Raw genomic sequence first — 15137 nt, 5'->3', positions numbered from 1 at the left:
CGACGTGACCCGCCTCTTCCACTTCTACTGCAAGGCCCTCGAAGCCCTGCTGGTGCTGGCCCTGGCCCTGATGGTGGTGCTGGTGTTCGGCAACGTGGTGCTGCGCTACGCCTTCAACTCCGGCATCACGGTGTCCGAGGAAGTCTCGCGCTGGCTGTTCATCTGGCTCACCTTCCTGGGCGCGGTGGTGGCCCTGCATGAGCACCGCCACCTGGGCACCGACATGCTGCTGGCCCGCCTGGGCCCGGGCGCGCGCCGCGCCTGCATGGTGGTGGCCCAGCTGCTGATGCTGGCCGTGTGCCTGCTGCTGCTGCAGGGCTCCATCACCCAGATGCGCATCAACTGGGAGGTGGCTGCGCCTTCCACCGGCGCACCGATGGCGGTGGTCTACATCGCCGCGGTGGTGTTCGCCGCCTCGGCCCTGCCGATGCTGCTGGTGGATCTGCTGGCCCTCTTCAAGCCCGCCGCCGATGGCGCGGAGCCCCTGCGCATGACGGCCGAGGAGCAGGCATGACCATCACCGTCTTCCTCGGCTCCTTGCTCGGGGCCATGGCCCTGGGCGTGCCCATCGCCTTCGCGCTGCTGCTGTGCGGCGTGGCGCTGATGTGGCACCTGGACCTGTTCGACGCGCAGATCCTGGCGCAGAACCTGGTGAGCGGGGCCGACAGCTTTCCGCTGCTGGCGGTGCCGTTTTTCATGCTGGCCGGCGAGATCATGAACGTGGGCGGGCTGTCAAGGCGCATCGTCAACCTGGCGCTGACGCTGGTGGGCCATGTGCGCGGCGGCCTGGGCTACGTCACCATCATCGCGGCCTGCATCATGGCCGCGCTGTCGGGCTCGGCGGTGGCCGACGCGGCGGCGCTGGCTGCGCTGCTGCTGCCGATGATGGTGGCCGCCGGCCACGACAAGGCACGCTCGGCGGGGCTCATCGCCTCGGCCGGCATCATCGCCCCGGTGATCCCGCCGTCCATCGGCTTCGTGATCTTCGGCGTGGCGGCCAACGTGTCCATCAGCAAGCTGTTCCTGGCCGGCATCGCGCCGGGGGTGATGCTGGGCGTGGCGCTGTGGTTCACCTGGTGGTGGCTGGTGCGCCGCGAGAAGGTGGTGCCGCCGCCGCGCCGCAGCCGCGGCGAGGTGTTCACCGCGCTGCGCGAGGCCTCGTGGGCGCTGGTGCTGCCGGTGATCGTGGTGGTGGGGCTGAAGATGGGCGTCTTCACGCCCACCGAGGCGGCCGTGGTGGCGGCGGTGTATGCGCTGGTGGTGGCCACCTGCGTGTACCGCGAGCTGCCGGTGGGCCGGCTGTACGCGGTGTTCGTGGACGCCGCCAAGACCAGCGCGGTGGTGATGTTCCTGGTGGCCGCGGCCATGGTCAGCGCCTGGCTGATCACGGTGGCCGGGCTGCCGGCCCTGGTGGTGGACCTGCTGGCGCCCTTCATGGACAACCAGACGCTGCTGCTCATCGCCATCATGCTGCTGGTGTTCTTCGTGGGCACGGCGATGGACATGACGCCCACCATCCTGATCCTGACGCCGGTGCTGATGCCGGTGGTCAAGCAGGCCGGCATCGACCCGGTGTACTTCGGCGTGCTGTTCATGATCAACAACGCCATCGGCCTGATCACCCCGCCGGTGGGCGCGGTGCTCAACACCGTGGCCGGCGTGGGCAAGGTGAGCATGGACGAGGTCACCCGCGGCGTGCTGCCGTTTCTGACCGCGCAGTTCCTGCTGCTGATGCTGATGGTGCTGTTCCCGCAGCTGGTGACGGTGCCGGCGAGCTGGTTCTATTGAGTTTGATGTGGCCGGAGCCCCCTAGCTCGCGATGCTCGCTTCCCCCCGAGGGGCAGCGGGTTCCTTGGGGCGGCCCGGCGGAACCCTGAGACCACCCAGAGAGGAGACATGTGATGACGACAGGCAAGACCTTGAAATTGACCCTGGCCGCGGCCGCGGTGCTGAGCGGCTTCGGCGCCCAGGCCCAGACCGCCAAGAAGGTGAATTCGAAGAACATCGACCCGTACTACAACGTGTGCCGGGGCACCAGCCCCGAGTGCTACAACGACTGGAAGGCCTTCGAGAACACGCCCAACCGCGTGCTGGTGTATTCGCGCACCGCCGGTCCGCGCCACGCCAACCTGGGCCCGGCACTGCCGGCCGGCCTGAACCCGCCGCTGGCCGATGCCAACGTGATGCAGCGCAGCCTGGTGAGCATGCTCAACGCCGCCGGCATCCAGGTGGACTGGACCGAAGACGTGACGGTGCTGGCCAGCCGCATCAACCAGTACAAGACGGTGATCTTCGCCAGCAGCAACCGCGACACGCTGTGGAACTCGGCCGCCGCCACCAGCAACGATGCTGCCCGCACCGCCCTGCGCAACTACATGCGCCGCGGCGGTGGCTTCGTGGCCATCCACAACGCCTTCGGTGCCGAATACAACTGGCCCTACTACGAAGGCCTGCTGGGCAATGCCAACTTCTACAACCACTCGCCCAACCGCAGCGGCGTGGTCGAACTGATCGGCAACGACCCGTCCACCGCCGGCGTGTCCACCCGCTTTGAATTCATGGACGAGTGGTACAACCTCGCGCCCTTCCCCACCAACGTGAAGTTCCTGGCCAAGGTGGACGTGAGCACGCTCAACCCGCCCGATGCGCCGCCGCACCCCGGCCACCCCGACTTCTTCCCGGTGGCCTGGTGCCAGTACTACGACGGCGGCCGCGCCTGGCTGACCACGCTGGGCCACAACGCCAGCTCCTTCACCGGCAGCGGCCCCGGCGCCGCCCAGTTCCAGAAGATGGTGGTGCAAGGCGTGAAGTCGACCATGGGCCTGACGCCCTTCTGCACCCAGTGAAGGCGGCCGGCACCATGAAGCAGTACCTTGCACTCGGCGCCCTGGCCCTGGGCCTGGCCGCCGCGCTGCCGGCCAGTGCCGCCAGTTTCAGCTTCGGCTTTGACAACGTGCTCAGCCAGGACGCGGTGGACGAAGCGGGCAACACCCAGCTCAGCTTCAACCTGGGCGCGGGATCGTTCATCACCGGCCTGCGGTATGAGTTCGACGTCGAGGCCTACACCGGCAGCTGGCTCAGCGAAATCTCGCTGCGTATCACCGGCCGGTCCGGCGAAGGCTTCGACTTTCTGCCCGCGCCCGACATCGAGAACGAAGGCCGCTACGGCGCCAGCGGCAGCCTCGACCTGCTGAACCAGGGCCTGGGCTTTCGGCTGGGCAGCGATGGCCAGCTGAGGCTGCAGTTCTATGACGACGTCAACGACCTGGCCGGTGCCGACGGCATCTGGCACAGCGGCAAGCTGACCTTCGACTACGTGGCCGCGCCGGTGCCGGAGCCGGCCACCTGGGCCACGCTGGCCGCCGGCCTGGCCGCACTGGGCCTGACCGCGGCGCGCCGCCGCCGGGCCGACACGCCGGGCTGACCCCGCCGACCGGCTGACCCTAGGGGCCGCTCGCGGCCCCGCCCCGATGGCTTGCCTGATCCACAGGCCTGGCAGCGGGCGCGAGCCCATCTCGCGCCACCGCTGGGCCTGCCCACGACTGAACGGCCGCCAGAGCCGCTTCACATCGCATCGACCCGCCCACCAGGAGTACCCCGATGACCTTCAATCCCACCCTGCGGCTGCTGATCGGCGCCGGCCTGCTGGCCGCGGCCCAGCTGGCCTCGGCCGCCGACAACTGCTGCCTGCCCACCACCACCGACTTCCCGAAGGTCGGCGGCAACCTGGGCAACCAGAACTATTCGTCGCTGGCCAAGATCAACAAGGCCAACATCCGCCAGCTGGGCGCCGCCTGGATGACCAGCCTTGAAGGCGGCGCCAAGGCCGGCAATGCGCAAAGCACCGCGGTGGCCGTCAATGGCGTGCTGTTCATCGAAACCGCGCAAGGCCGCGTGCATGCGGTGGACGGCAAGACCGGCGTGGTGAAGTGGAGCTACAACCCCGGCCGCGGCGGCCAGACGCGCCGTGGCGTGGCCGTGGGCGACGGCAAGGTGTACACGCTGACCACCGGCAACTACGTCATCGCGCTCGACCAGAACACCGGCCAGGTGGTGTGGGAGCGCCAGCATGAAGGCTACGGCAACATCGCCAAGGTGGCCGTGGTGTACCACGACGGCATGATCTACGTGGGCACCAACGACGGCCCGCGCGGCGCCGGCCTGGCGCTCAACGCCAAGAACGGCGACCTGGTGTGGCACTTCTTCGGCGCGGCTGCGCCGGGCACCATCGGCGGCGACACCTGGGAAGGCAACAGCTACCTCGAAGGCGGCGCCACGCCCTGGATCCACCCGGCCATCGACCCCGAGCTGAACACCGTCTACTGGACCTTCGGCAACGCACGGGCCGGCTCGTCGCAAAACGGTTCGACCCGCGGCGGCCAGAACCTGTTCGCCAACTCCATCGTGGCGATGGATGCCAAGACCGGTGCCTACAAATGGCACTTCCAGTCCATCCACCACGACATCTGGGACATGGACAACGTGATGGCGCCGGTGCTGGCCGACATCCGCGTGGCCGGCCAGAACAAGAAGGCCGTGGTGTACGGCAGCAAGACCGGCATGTACTACATCCTGGACCGCAGCAACGGCCAGCCGCTGCTGGGCATCGACGAGAAGCCGGTGCCGGTGGACCCGCGCCAGAAGAGCTGGCCCACGCAGCCGTGGCCGCGCGGCGGCAGCTTCATCCCCACCTGCCCCACCAACGAAGGCCCGGCCCGTGCGGTGCCCAACTTCAAGACGGGCTGCCTGTACGCGGCGCACTGGGACGAACCCATCCTCTCCTTCCCCGGCCAGGGCGGCGGGGCCGACTGGAACCACCAGTCCTTCAGCCACACCACCAAGTGGATGTACACCGGCGTGGGCTACGTGGGCTCGGCCCACTCGCTGACCGAAGCCAGCAACGGCCTGCGGCCGCTGGGCACCGGCATGTCGGGCGGCATCGTGGTGGTGGACCCCGCCACCAACCAGGTGGTGTGGAAAAAGGACCTGCCCTGGTCGGTCGCGCACGGCAACGGCATCCTGACCACCGCCAGCAACCTGCTGTTCATCGGCCAGCCCGACGGCAACCTGCTGGGCCTGGACGCGCTGAACGGCCGTGAGCTGTGGCGCTTCCAGACCGGTGCCAGCATCAACGCCAGCCCCATCACCTACGAGATCGACGGCGAGCAGTACATGGCGGTGTTCGCCGGTGGCTCGGGCCTGCCCTTCAGCGACGCGCCGCGCGGCGACTACCTGTGGGCCTTCAAGGTCGGCGGCAAGGTGCCGCCGCTGCCGGCGCCCACGCCGCCTTCCACCCGCCGCCAGATCACCGCCGCGCCGGTGGAAGGCTCGGTGGTCAACAACACGGTGGTGCTCAACCGCAGCTACAGCAACGGCGTGGTCGGCTCGGTGGAGCTGGACACCACCAACGCGATGGCGCCGCAGCACCTGCGGGTGCCGCAGGGCACCACCGTCACCTTCCTGAACCCGGCCACCAACACCAAGAACCACTGCGCCACGCAGTTCTTCGAAGGGTTGTTCAACGCCGGCCCGCTGGCCCCGGGCCAGTCGTTCTCGTACACCTTCAACCAGAAGGGCGAGTACTTCTACAACGACTGCACCAGCCCGCGCGCCACCGGCAAGGTCGTCGTCTATTAACGCCAGGAGGATCCTCATGAAGCTCAACATGCTGGGCGCGGCCATCGCGCTCGCCCTCGGCTCGACCGGCGCGCTGGCGCAGGTCGGCGCCTCGTTCCAGATCACCTCGTTCTCGCACGTCGTCTCGGGGGGCACGCTCACCTGGCTGGGCGGCTACCAGGACCTGTACGTCGAATCGCGCGAGGCCGGCGGCCTCGGCGGCAACCAGATCGACGGCCTGACCGGCGACCGCAGCGACGCCAGCTTGTCTACACAAGTGGCGCATGCCGGCGCGCAGGTGTCGGCCACCACCGCTGGCCTGCTGCAGGGCGCGGCCAGCGCCACCCCCTTTTTCGTGGATGGCACGGCGCAGCCGCACGTGGGCCTGGCCAATGCGCTGCAGCTGGGTGAGTTCTCGCTGTCCCAGGCGGGCAGCGTGACCTTCACCGTCAACTACACACTGACGGCCAACGCCCCGGCCGGCGACCCGCTGACCACCTACGCCTTCTCGCAGCTGGTGTTCGATGCCGGCAACTACAACGACAACACCACCGGCAGCTTCACCGACAAGGTGTTCACCGCCGAAGGCAGCAGCGGCACCCGCAGCGGCAGCTTCACCTACACCGTGAACCTGGCCGGCGCGGGCGACGTGGGCTACTACAACTTCACCGCCAATGCCTACGGCACGGCCATCGCCGCGGCGGTGCCCGAGCCGGGCGAATGGGCGCTGATGCTGGCCGGCCTGGGCTTGCTGGGCGGCTGGCGGCTGCGCCAGCAGCGCCGTGCAAAGGGGGTGGCGGCATGAGTCGGCGCTCGATGACGATCGCCCGCCTGGCGGGCCTCTCCACCGCCCTGGCCGGCGCCCTGCTGGCCGCGCCGGCCGCCCAAGCGCTGGACATCGGCGGCCTGCAGCTCGATGAAGCCGGCTTTGCCGACACGCTGATCTCGTCCACCGGGGTGTTCACCACCTCGGGTGGCTCGGTGGCTGAGGCACTCACCGACAACAGCCTGTCCACCTGGGCGATGTCGATGACGCCGGGCGCCCAGGTGGTGCTGGGTTTCACCGACCGGCTGGTGGTCAACGGCAGCGGCAACGACCTGGCGCTGTTCGAGCGCGGTCATGAGGCCTACGAGTATTCGCAGGAGGGCTTCGACAGCTTCCGCATCACCATCAACGGCATCACCCGCCAGTACTTCACCACCGAAACCACCACCATCGTCGACGACTACAACGTCAACATGACCATGCTGGACCTGGACTTCTTCGGCATCGCGCCAGGGGCGACGATCTCGCAGATCCAGATCGGCATGGACTTCGACACCCGCGGCTCACGGCCGCAGCTGCAGCTGGTAGCCGGCATCCACACCATCCCGGCGGTGCCGGAGCCCGGCACGGTGGCCCTGTCGCTGGCGGGCCTGGCGATGCTGGGGCTGGTGGCCCGCCGCCGCAGCCGCGCCGCCACGGGGGCGGTGGCGCGATGAGCCGCCGGGCCCGCCTGCTGGCCGCCGGCATGGTGCTGGCCGCGGCCGCCACCCTGCTGGGCCGGCCGCTGGGGGCCCAGCCCGCTCCAGGCGGCACCGCCCCGGCGGCGCCGGCCGCCTTCGGCAGCGCGTTGCTGTTCGCGATGAACGACGGCCGCAGCGGCCTGGAGCTGTGGCGGGCCGAGGCCGGTGGCACGCCACCGAAGCGGCTGGTGGACATACGCCCCGGGCCGCAGAGCAGCTACCCGAGCGGCTTCACCCGCCTGGGTGAGCCCGGTGCCGGCGGCGCGCTGTTCTTCACCGCCAACGACGGCCGCAGCGGGCTGGAGCTGTGGCGCACCGATGGCACCGAGGCCGACACCCGGCAGGTAGCGGACATCCAGCCCGGTGCCGGTGACGGCTTGCCCAACCACCTGGCGGTGCTGGGTGGGCAACTGCTGTTTTCGGCCGACGACGGCCGCCACGGCTTCGAGCTGTGGGCCAGCCGCGGCGAAGCGGCCAGCACGCGGCTGCTGGTCGACCTGAACCCCGGCCCCGGCGGCTCGTCGCCACGGCAGTTCACCGCCGTGGGCGACCAGCTCTACTTCGTGGCCGACGATGGCAGCCATGGCGCGGAGCTGTGGGTGACCGACGGCACCCGCGAAGGCACGCGGCTGGTCAAGGACATCCGCCCCGGCAGCGCCGCTTCGCAGCCGCAGCAGCTGGTGGTGCTGGAGGGCCGGCTCTTCTTCGTGGCCGACGACGGTCGCCATGGCGCCGAGCTGTGGACCAGCGACGGCACTGCCGCCGGCACCCGCCTGGTGGCCGACCTGCGCCCCGGCGAGCCCGGCGCCCAGCCGCGCTACCTCACGGCCTGGCGGGGCGCGCTGTACTTCGCCGCCGACGACGGACGCCACGGCACCGAGCTGTGGCGCAGCGACGGCGAAGGCCGGCAGCTGCAGCTGGTGGCCGACATCGCGCCCGGGCCGGGGCATGCGGTGCCCAGCTTCCTGACGCCTGCCGGCGAGCTGCTGTACTTCAGCGCCAACGACGGCGTGCATGGCGCCGAGCTGTGGGCCACCGACGGCCGGCGCGAAGGCACACGGCTGGTGGCCGACCTGGTGCCAGGCCCCGGCCCTTCGGCGCCCAACCGGCTGTGGGCGCATGGTGGGCGGCTGCTGTTCGCGGCGCTGCATCCGCAGCAGGGCTATGAGCTGCACACCAGCGACGGCACGGCCGCCGGCACCCGCCTGCTGGCCGACCTGAACACCGGGTCCGGCAGCAGCTACCCGCACGACTTCACGCGGGTGGGCGACACGGTGTTCTTCGTGGCCGATGGCGCCGACGGACTGACCGGGCTGTGGACGCTGGGGCCCGACGGGCGCATCACCGCCCTGCCCTGACCCCCAACTGCGGCAAAAGACAGCGGCAAAGGCCAGCGCCGGCCACCACAGGCGGCGCTGGGCGACCTGATCTGTCGGCGATCGCTGACACGGGCTACACCCGGCCATGGATAGATTTCGTTGCGAACGACCTTCGCAAAGGAATGCCCTTGGCCAGCACATCCCGCCCCACCCCGAAGCACCCGCCGGTCGCGCTGGACACCGAAGGCTTCGGCTCGGGCCCGGCAGGGCGCGACATCTTTTTCGCCGCAGTGGAAACCACGCGCATGCCGATGGTCATCACCGACCCGCGGCTGCCCGACAACCCCATCGTCTTCGCGAACAACGCCTTCCTGGAGATGACGGGCTACTCCCAGGACGAGATCCTGGGCCACAACTGCCGCTTCCTGCAGGGCCCCGACACCGACCCGCATGCGGTGGCCGAGGTGCGCCGCCACATCGCCGCCGAGCGCGAGTACGCCACCGAGCTGCTGAACTACCGCAAGGACGGCAGCAGCTTCTGGAACGCGCTGTTCGTCACGCCGCTGCGCAACCATGCGGGCGAGCTGATCTATTTCTTCTCGTCGCAGCTGGACGTCAGCCGCCGCAAGGACGCGGAATCGGCCCTGGGCCAGGCGCAGAAGATGGAGGCGCTGGGCCAGCTCACCGGCGGCATCGCGCACGATTTCAACAACCTGCTGCAGCTGATCCTGGGCAACCTGGACGTGATGACCCGCCGCTTCAAGACCGGCGGCGTGACGGACGCGGGGCTGACCAAGGCGCTGTCCAACGCCCGCGAGGCCACCCGCAAGTCGGCGATGCTGACGCAACAGCTGCTGGCCTTTGCGCGCAAGCAGCAGCTGCGCGGCCGGGTGATCAACCTCAACGACCTGACGCTGAGCACCACCGACCTGGCCAAGCGCACGCTGGGCGACGGCATCACGCTCAAGACCGAGCTGGAACCGCAGCTGTGGAACTGCCGCATCGACCCCACCCAGGCCGAGGTGGCGCTGCTGAACCTGCTGCTCAATGCACGTGACGCGATGCCCGGCGGCGGGCTGCTGACCATCCGCACCGAGAACGTGGAAGTCTCGGCCGACGATGCCCATGCCCATGGCGTGCCCTCGCTGGGGCGCTTCGTGCGCATCGCGGTCACCGACAACGGCAGCGGCATCGCGCCCGAGCTGCTGCCGCGGGTGATGGACCCGTTCTTCACCACCAAGGACGAAGGCCACGGCACCGGCCTGGGCCTGTCCATGGTGTACGGCTTTGCCAAGCAGAGCGGCGGCGCCGCCAACATCTACTCCGAGGTGGGTGCCGGCACCACGGTGCGGCTGTACTTCCCGGCCACGTCCGACTTCGTCAGCAAGCCGGTGACCACCACCACCGGCCGCGCCGCGCAGGGCGACGAGCGGGTGCTGGTGGTGGACGACCGCCGCGAGATCGCCGAGATGGCCGCGATGATGCTGCGCGAGGCCGGCTACACCGCGATGGAGTGCGGCTCGGCCCGCGAAGCGCTGGACCTGCTGGACACCGACGGCCCCTTCGACCTGCTGCTGACCGACCTGATCATGCCCGGCGGCATGAACGGCGTGATGCTGGCCCGCGAAGCGCAGGCGCGCCGGCCCGACCTCAAGGTGCTGCTGATGACGGGCTTTGCCGACTCCACCCCCGACCGCTGGGGCGGCACCCACTACGACATGATCTTCAAGCCCTATTCGCAGAGCGACTTGACGCGCAAGGTGCGCACCACGCTGGACGGCAGCGGCGGCACCAGCTGAACACCTCGCCCGCCGAGCGCGGGCGTCCTACCGCCGGTGCCGGAGCTGTCCCACACCGCCGGCGGCAAGCCCCGAGAACAATCCTTTCACCGGCTTCCACCACCTACCAAGAGGAGATCACCATGGTTCGCATCGCACTTGTTTCCGCCGCCCTGATCGGCACCCTGGGCCTGGCCGCCTGCGACGTGCAGAAGACCCAGGAAGGCGACGTCACGCTGCCCAAGTACAGCGTGGAAAAGGAGCGCGAAGGCAACGTGACGCTGCCCAAGTACGACGTGAAGACGCCCGACGTCAACGTGACCACGGAGCAGAAGACGGTGGAAGTGCCCACCATCAAGAAGGAAGAGCGCACGATCGAAGTGCCCAAGGTGGAAGTGACCCCGGCCCAGAACAAGTAAGCCCGGGCCCGTACGTAACACCCGCGGATCGCGGCGCGGAGGCGACTCTTAGAATCGCAGCCCCATGCATCCGCGGCTCATCGCCTTCCTCGTTGCGCTGGTGCTGCTGTGCACCGGCGCAGCTGCGCATGTGGAGCCGCTGCCCCTGCTGGGCGCTGCCGACGCGCTGGAGCTGGCCTGCGGCCTGAGCCTGGCTGCCGCGGATGAGGCGCCGATCGGCGCCGACGGCGGCGGCCTGCCGCACAGCGGCCTGGACGGCCTGGGCGATGCACCCGGCGTGCTGCCCGCCGCGGCCCCCACCTGGCCCAGCCGGCCCGCCGCCACCGTGTGGCGGCGCGGCCGCGCCGCCGCCATACCGCTGCCGCCCTACCTGGACGGCCTGCAACGACCGCCCTGCCTCGCCGCCTGATGCCGGGCGGCGGCCGCCTCTCCGGTGCTGCCCGTCTTGCGGTTGCCACGTGCAGCCGGCAAGCTGTCTCGCGCTGTACCCCTTTTCATCACAACAAACCATGCGCACCTGCGGCCCCGCCGCAGCGTGGCGCCACTGCACACCATGGACTTCCTTCTCGACCCCAACATCTGGATCGCCTTCGCGATGCTCACCGCGCTGGAGATCGTGCTCGGCGTGGACAACATCATCTTCATCTCCATCCTGGTCGGCCGCCTGCCGCCCGAGATCCGGGACAAGGCGCGCCGCCTGGGCCTGGGCTTCGCGATGGTGTCGCGGCTGGCGCTGCTGTTCTCGCTGAGCTGGGTGATGGGCCTGACCAAGGACCTGTTCACCGTGATGGGCCAGGGCATCAGCGGGCGCGACCTGGTGCTGCTGCTGGGCGGCCTGTTCCTGCTGTACAAGGCCTCGCACGAGATCTTCGTGGAGGTGGAAGCGCGCGAGCTGGACGGCCCGCCCGACGCCACCGCCACGCCTGAGCAGATGAAGGCCGCCGGCGCCCGCGCCTTCTGGGCCACCATCGGCCAGATCGCCATCATCGACATCGTGTTCTCGCTCGACTCGGTCATCACCGCCGTCGGCATGGTGGACGAGCTGCCGGTGATGGTGGCCGCCGTGATCGCCGCCGTGGGCGTGATGCTGTTCGCCGCCAAGACCATCGGCGACTTCGTCGACAACCATCCGTCGGTCAAGGTGCTGGCCCTGGCCTTCCTGGTGATGGTGGGCATGGCGCTGACGGCCGAAGCCTTCGACGTGCACGTGCCCAAGGGCTACATCTACGCCGCCATGGCCTTCTCGCTGGCGGTGGAAGCGCTGAACATCCGCTCGCGCGGCAAGCGCGCGGCGCTGAAGGCCAGCGGCGCCGAGTAAGTTCCATTCACTTCATTGACCGACAATATATCGGGAGATATATTGTCGGTCATGGACCCCTCCTCGCTCGATCCCCAGGCGCTGCGGCAGGCCGCCGGCGAGGCGGTGGCCGCGCTCAAGCTGCTGGCCAACGAAGAGCGACTGCTGCTGCTGTGTCAGCTGTCGCGGGGCGAGCAATGCGTGGGCGACCTGGAAGCGGCGCTGGGCATCCGCCAGCCCACGCTGTCGCAGCAGCTGGGCGTGCTGCGCACCGAAGGCGTGGTCAACACCCGCCGCCAGGGCAAGCAGATCTTCTACAGCGTGGCCGACGAGCGGCTGCTGGGCATCCTGTCGGTGCTGGCGGCCCTCTACTGCCCGCAGCCCTGACATCCACCCCGGAGGTCCCATGCAGCCGTTCCACATCGACTGGCCTGCTTTCACCCCGATCAGCGCGCTGCTGGGCGGCCTGCTGATCGGCCTGGCGGCCGCCTCGTTCGTGCTGCTCAATGGCCGCATCGCCGGCATCAGCGGCGTGCTGGGCGGGCTGCTGCGGCCACGCGCGGGCGACATCGGCTGGCGCGCGGCCTTCGTCGCGGGGCTGCTGCTGGCACCGCTGCTGTACTGGCTGCTGCTGGGCCCGCTGCCCGTGCCGCACATCGAAGCGGGCACCGGCACGCTGGTGGCCGCCGGGCTGCTGGTGGGCGTGGGCACACGCTACGGCAGCGGCTGCACCAGCGGGCATGGGGTGTGCGGCCTGTCCCGGCTGTCACCGCGGTCACTGGCCGCCACGCTGGCCTTCATGAGCGCCGGCTTTGCCACCGTCTTCGTGCTGCGGCACCTGTTGGGCTGAAGGAGCGCTGCCATGCTGTTCATCCTCGCTTCGCTGGCCGCCGGCCTGGTGTTCGGCCTCGGCCTCATCGTCTCGGGCATGTCCGATCCGGCCAAGGTGCTGGGCTTCCTCGACCTGGCCGGCGCCTGGGACCCCTCCCTGGCGTTGGTGATGGGCGGTGCCATCGCGGTGGGTCTGCCGGCCTTTGCCTGGGCCGCGCGGCGCAAGACCTCGCTGCTGGGCGCCCCCATGCAGCTGCCGGCGGCCCGCCAGGTGGACCGCCGCCTGCTGGGCGGTAGCCTGCTGTTCGGCATTGGCTGGGGCGTCGCGGGCTTCTGCCCCGGTCCGGCGCTGGTGGCCATGGGCATGGGCGAGGCCGGCGCGGTGGTGTTCGTGCTGGCCATGCTGGCGGGCATGGCGCTTTTTGAGGGGCTGGAGCGCCGGCGCTCGGCCGCTTGACCGCCCACGCAGGGGCCGTGTGGGCCGCGGCGCCGCGCTTGCCTACCATCGGCCCATGCAGTGCCCCCACCGTGAGGCAGCCGGCGCCGGTGCACGTGGGCCAGGCCGAGCGGCTGCGCGCCTGGGTGGGCGCGGCCGTCGGCATCCTGTTCACCGGGCTGCTGAGCCGCTGGCCGCACCCGCCGGGTGGGGCCACGGCGCTGTTCGTGGTGCTGGCGCAGGTGGGCAGCCTGCGCTTTGCGCTGTTTCCGATGCTGGTGAACTCGGCGCTGCTGGTGGTCGCGGGCATGGCCTACAACCACCTCACCGGCCGCCGCTATCCGCATGGCCGGCCGCTGCCCGCGCCCGCACCGGCGGCCGCCGGCAGCCGCTTCACCGAAGCCGACCTCGATGCGGCAATGGCCCACTACGGCCAGGTGCTGGACGTCAGCCGCGACGACCTGCAAAGCCTGCTGCGCCATGCCGAGCTGGCCGCCTACCGGCGCAACCTGGGCGAGCTGCGCTGCGCCGACATCATGTCGGCCGAGCCGCTGGCGGTGAGCTTCGGCACCCCGCTGGATGAGGCCTGGCAGCTGATGCAGCGCCGCCGCATCAAGGCGCTGCCGGTGACCGACCGCGCACGGCGGGTGGTGGGCATCGTGACGATGGCCGACTTCATGCGCGAGGCCGACCTGGCCCGCCATCAAGGCCTGGGCGACCGGCTGCGCGCGCTGGTGCGGCGCAGCGGCCTCAGCCACAGCAGCAAGCCCGAAGCGGTGGGCCAGATCATGACGCGGCAGGTGCGGGTGGCCAGCGCGCAGCGCCCGGTGATCGAGCTGGTGCCGCTGTTCTCCGAAGGCGGCCACCACCACATCCCCATCATCGACGAGGACAAGCGGCTGGTGGGCATCATCACCCAGTCGGACCTGGTGCGGGCGCTGTACCGCGCGGTGCGCCTGCAGGCCGCCTGAGCCGGCCGCTCAGCGGTAGGCCTCGACCACGCGGCGACCGACGCCGGCGATCGCCGCATCCCGCCGTGGCGGCTCTGCCGTGCATTCGGTGAGGTAGGCGCACACCACCAGCGGCGCCGCGTTGGGCGGCCAGAACACCGCCACGTCGTTGCTGGTGCCGCGGGCGCCGGTGCCGGTCTTGTCGCCGGCCTGCCAGCCGGCGGGCACCGAGGCCCGCAGCCGCTTGAAGCCGGTGGAAGTGGCCTGCAGCCAACGCACCAGCTGGCCCTGGCCGGCGGGCGACAAGGCATCGCCCAGCACCGCCCTCTGCAGTGCACCGGCCATCGCGCGCGGCGTCGTGGTGTCGCGCGGGTCGCCGGGTGTGGCCTCGTTCAACGTGGGTTCGGTGCGGTCGAGCCGCGTCTGGTGGTCACCCAGCGTGCGCACGAAGGTGGTGAGACCGGCCGGCCCGCCCAGCGTCTGCAGGATAAGGTTGGCCGCCGCGTTGTCGCTGACGGTGACGGTGGCCTCGCACAGCTCGGCCAGCGTCATGCCGCTGCCGTCGGCATGCAGGCGCGTGACCGGCGAATGCTCGATCAGCACCTCGTGGCCGTAGACGATGCGGCGGTCCAGCCGCTCCTGCCCGGCATCCACCCGCTGCAGCACATGGGCCGCCAGCAGCCACTTGAAGGTGCTGCACATCGGAAAGCGCTCGTCCAGCCGCTGGCCGCTGAGCTGGCCCGTGCCGGTGTCCAGCACCGCCACGCCCAGCCGGCCGCCGACGCCGGCTTCCAGCAGCGCCCACGCGGCTTCGTCCTCGCTGCCCCAAGTTTTCTGGGCGGCACGTGCCGGCCCGCCCAGCGCGGCCAGGGCCAGCCCAGCCAGCCCCAGCCCGGCGGCAAAGTGTCTTCGGTGCATCCATCTTCTCCTTGTGCTTGTGGAAGGCAGGCCTGCACCATAGCGGCGCCCGGGGCGCAGCACCAAC

16 protein-coding genes and 1 pseudogene are annotated in these 15137 nt (G+C 70.2%); 16 read left to right on the top strand and 1 reads right to left on the bottom strand.

Annotation, left to right across the window (positions count from 1 at the left end; translation table 11 throughout):
- The first annotated feature begins 4 nt into the window (after positions 1-4).
- From MW290_RS10935 to MW290_RS10860, 16 genes and pseudogenes are all read left to right on the top strand, one after another.
- Positions 5-514: a TRAP transporter small permease gene (locus tag MW290_RS10935; RefSeq protein WP_250194687.1), complete on the top strand. Its 510-nt coding sequence runs from the start codon at positions 5-7 to the stop codon at positions 512-514.
- Positions 511-1788: a TRAP transporter large permease subunit gene (locus MW290_RS10930; RefSeq protein WP_250194686.1), complete on the top strand. Its 1278-nt coding sequence runs from the start codon at positions 511-513 to the stop codon at positions 1786-1788. The genes MW290_RS10935 and MW290_RS10930 overlap by 4 nt, the downstream gene beginning before the upstream one ends.
- Positions 1789-1901: 113 nt before the next feature.
- The gene (locus tag MW290_RS10925) at positions 1902-2846 is read left to right on the top strand and encodes a ThuA domain-containing protein (protein ID WP_250194685.1); all 945 of its coding nucleotides are present in this window, start codon (positions 1902-1904) and stop codon (positions 2844-2846) included.
- A gap of 14 nt (positions 2847-2860) precedes the next feature.
- A complete protein-coding gene (locus tag MW290_RS10920) occupies positions 2861-3424 on the top strand; it encodes a PEP-CTERM sorting domain-containing protein (protein ID WP_250194684.1) in 564 nt (187 codons plus the stop codon).
- Positions 3425-3600: 176 nt separating this feature from the next.
- Complete coding sequence (locus tag MW290_RS10915) at positions 3601-5637, top strand: outer membrane protein assembly factor BamB family protein (protein ID WP_250194683.1); 2037 nt, start codon at positions 3601-3603, stop codon at positions 5635-5637.
- 16 nt (positions 5638-5653) lie between these two features.
- The gene (locus MW290_RS10910) at positions 5654-6421 is read left to right on the top strand and encodes a PEP-CTERM sorting domain-containing protein (RefSeq protein WP_250194682.1); all 768 of its coding nucleotides are present in this window, start codon (positions 5654-5656) and stop codon (positions 6419-6421) included.
- An 11-nt stretch (positions 6422-6432) separates the two neighbouring features.
- Entirely contained in the window at positions 6433-7098 is a 666-nt protein-coding gene (locus MW290_RS10905; protein WP_250194681.1) for a PEP-CTERM sorting domain-containing protein, read from the top strand.
- Positions 7095-8480 carry an ELWxxDGT repeat protein gene (locus tag MW290_RS10900; protein WP_250194680.1) on the top strand — a complete coding sequence of 462 codons (1386 nt, stop codon included), beginning with the start codon at positions 7095-7097 and terminating at the stop codon, positions 8478-8480. The genes MW290_RS10905 and MW290_RS10900 overlap by 4 nt, the downstream gene beginning before the upstream one ends.
- A gap of 143 nt (positions 8481-8623) precedes the next feature.
- Positions 8624-10240: a histidine kinase famiy protein gene (locus MW290_RS10895; protein ID WP_375142746.1), complete on the top strand. Its 1617-nt coding sequence runs from the start codon at positions 8624-8626 to the stop codon at positions 10238-10240.
- Positions 10241-10362: 122 nt separating this feature from the next.
- The gene (locus tag MW290_RS10890) at positions 10363-10638 is read left to right on the top strand and encodes a hypothetical protein (protein ID WP_250194678.1); all 276 of its coding nucleotides are present in this window, start codon (positions 10363-10365) and stop codon (positions 10636-10638) included.
- A 64-nt stretch (positions 10639-10702) separates the two neighbouring features.
- Complete coding sequence (locus MW290_RS10885) at positions 10703-11047, top strand: hypothetical protein (protein WP_250194677.1); 345 nt, start codon at positions 10703-10705, stop codon at positions 11045-11047.
- Between the two features lie 144 nt (positions 11048-11191).
- Positions 11192-11956 carry a TerC family protein gene (locus MW290_RS10880; protein WP_250194676.1) on the top strand — a complete coding sequence of 255 codons (765 nt, stop codon included), beginning with the start codon at positions 11192-11194 and terminating at the stop codon, positions 11954-11956.
- A gap of 51 nt (positions 11957-12007) precedes the next feature.
- Positions 12008-12322 (top strand): ArsR/SmtB family transcription factor, encoded by a 315-nt coding sequence (locus MW290_RS10875; protein WP_250194675.1) that lies wholly within the window; start codon positions 12008-12010, stop codon positions 12320-12322.
- A gap of 19 nt (positions 12323-12341) precedes the next feature.
- Complete coding sequence (locus MW290_RS10870) at positions 12342-12785, top strand: YeeE/YedE family protein (RefSeq protein WP_250194674.1); 444 nt, start codon at positions 12342-12344, stop codon at positions 12783-12785.
- A gap of 12 nt (positions 12786-12797) precedes the next feature.
- Complete coding sequence (locus MW290_RS10865; protein ID WP_250194673.1) at positions 12798-13223, top strand: DUF6691 family protein; 426 nt, start codon at positions 12798-12800, stop codon at positions 13221-13223.
- Between the two features lie 125 nt (positions 13224-13348).
- Positions 13349-14173: pseudogene (locus MW290_RS10860) on the top strand (CBS domain-containing protein); the annotation flags it as partial.
- Positions 14174-14182: 9 nt separating this feature from the next.
- Here the strand turns inward: MW290_RS10860 and bla are convergent.
- Positions 14183-15070, bottom strand: a complete 888-nt coding sequence (gene bla / locus MW290_RS10855) for a class A beta-lactamase (RefSeq protein WP_250194672.1) — start codon at positions 15068-15070, stop codon at positions 14183-14185.
- Between the last annotated feature and the right edge of the window lie 67 nt (positions 15071-15137).

It is taken from the genome of Aquincola tertiaricarbonis, from assembly GCF_023573145.1.
Classification (GTDB): Bacteria; Pseudomonadota; Gammaproteobacteria; order Burkholderiales; family Burkholderiaceae_C; genus Aquincola; species Aquincola tertiaricarbonis_B.
Note: the sequence above shows the minus strand (reverse complement) of the source record. Positions and strands in the feature narration are given on the sequence as shown.

Coding starts and splice junctions, on each gene's coding strand:
- MW290_RS10915 (WP_250194683.1), top strand. CDS start 3,601: ATGACCTTCAATCCCACCCTGCGGCTGCTGATCGGCGCCGGCCTGCTG.
- bla (WP_250194672.1), bottom strand. CDS start 15,070: ATGCACCGAAGACACTTTGCCGCCGGGCTGGGGCTGGCTGGGCTGGCC.
- MW290_RS10900 (WP_250194680.1), top strand. CDS start 7,095: ATGAGCCGCCGGGCCCGCCTGCTGGCCGCCGGCATGGTGCTGGCCGCG.
- MW290_RS10865 (WP_250194673.1), top strand. CDS start 12,798: ATGCTGTTCATCCTCGCTTCGCTGGCCGCCGGCCTGGTGTTCGGCCTC.
- MW290_RS10930 (WP_250194686.1), top strand. CDS start 511: ATGACCATCACCGTCTTCCTCGGCTCCTTGCTCGGGGCCATGGCCCTG.
- MW290_RS10925 (WP_250194685.1), top strand. CDS start 1,902: ATGACGACAGGCAAGACCTTGAAATTGACCCTGGCCGCGGCCGCGGTG.
- MW290_RS10890 (WP_250194678.1), top strand. CDS start 10,363: ATGGTTCGCATCGCACTTGTTTCCGCCGCCCTGATCGGCACCCTGGGC.
- MW290_RS10880 (WP_250194676.1), top strand. CDS start 11,192: ATGGACTTCCTTCTCGACCCCAACATCTGGATCGCCTTCGCGATGCTC.
- MW290_RS10875 (WP_250194675.1), top strand. CDS start 12,008: ATGGACCCCTCCTCGCTCGATCCCCAGGCGCTGCGGCAGGCCGCCGGC.
- MW290_RS10870 (WP_250194674.1), top strand. CDS start 12,342: ATGCAGCCGTTCCACATCGACTGGCCTGCTTTCACCCCGATCAGCGCG.
- MW290_RS10895 (WP_375142746.1), top strand. CDS start 8,624: ATGCCCTTGGCCAGCACATCCCGCCCCACCCCGAAGCACCCGCCGGTC.
- MW290_RS10905 (WP_250194681.1), top strand. CDS start 6,433: ATGACGATCGCCCGCCTGGCGGGCCTCTCCACCGCCCTGGCCGGCGCC.
- MW290_RS10920 (WP_250194684.1), top strand. CDS start 2,861: ATGAAGCAGTACCTTGCACTCGGCGCCCTGGCCCTGGGCCTGGCCGCC.
- MW290_RS10885 (WP_250194677.1), top strand. CDS start 10,703: ATGCATCCGCGGCTCATCGCCTTCCTCGTTGCGCTGGTGCTGCTGTGC.
- MW290_RS10910 (WP_250194682.1), top strand. CDS start 5,654: ATGAAGCTCAACATGCTGGGCGCGGCCATCGCGCTCGCCCTCGGCTCG.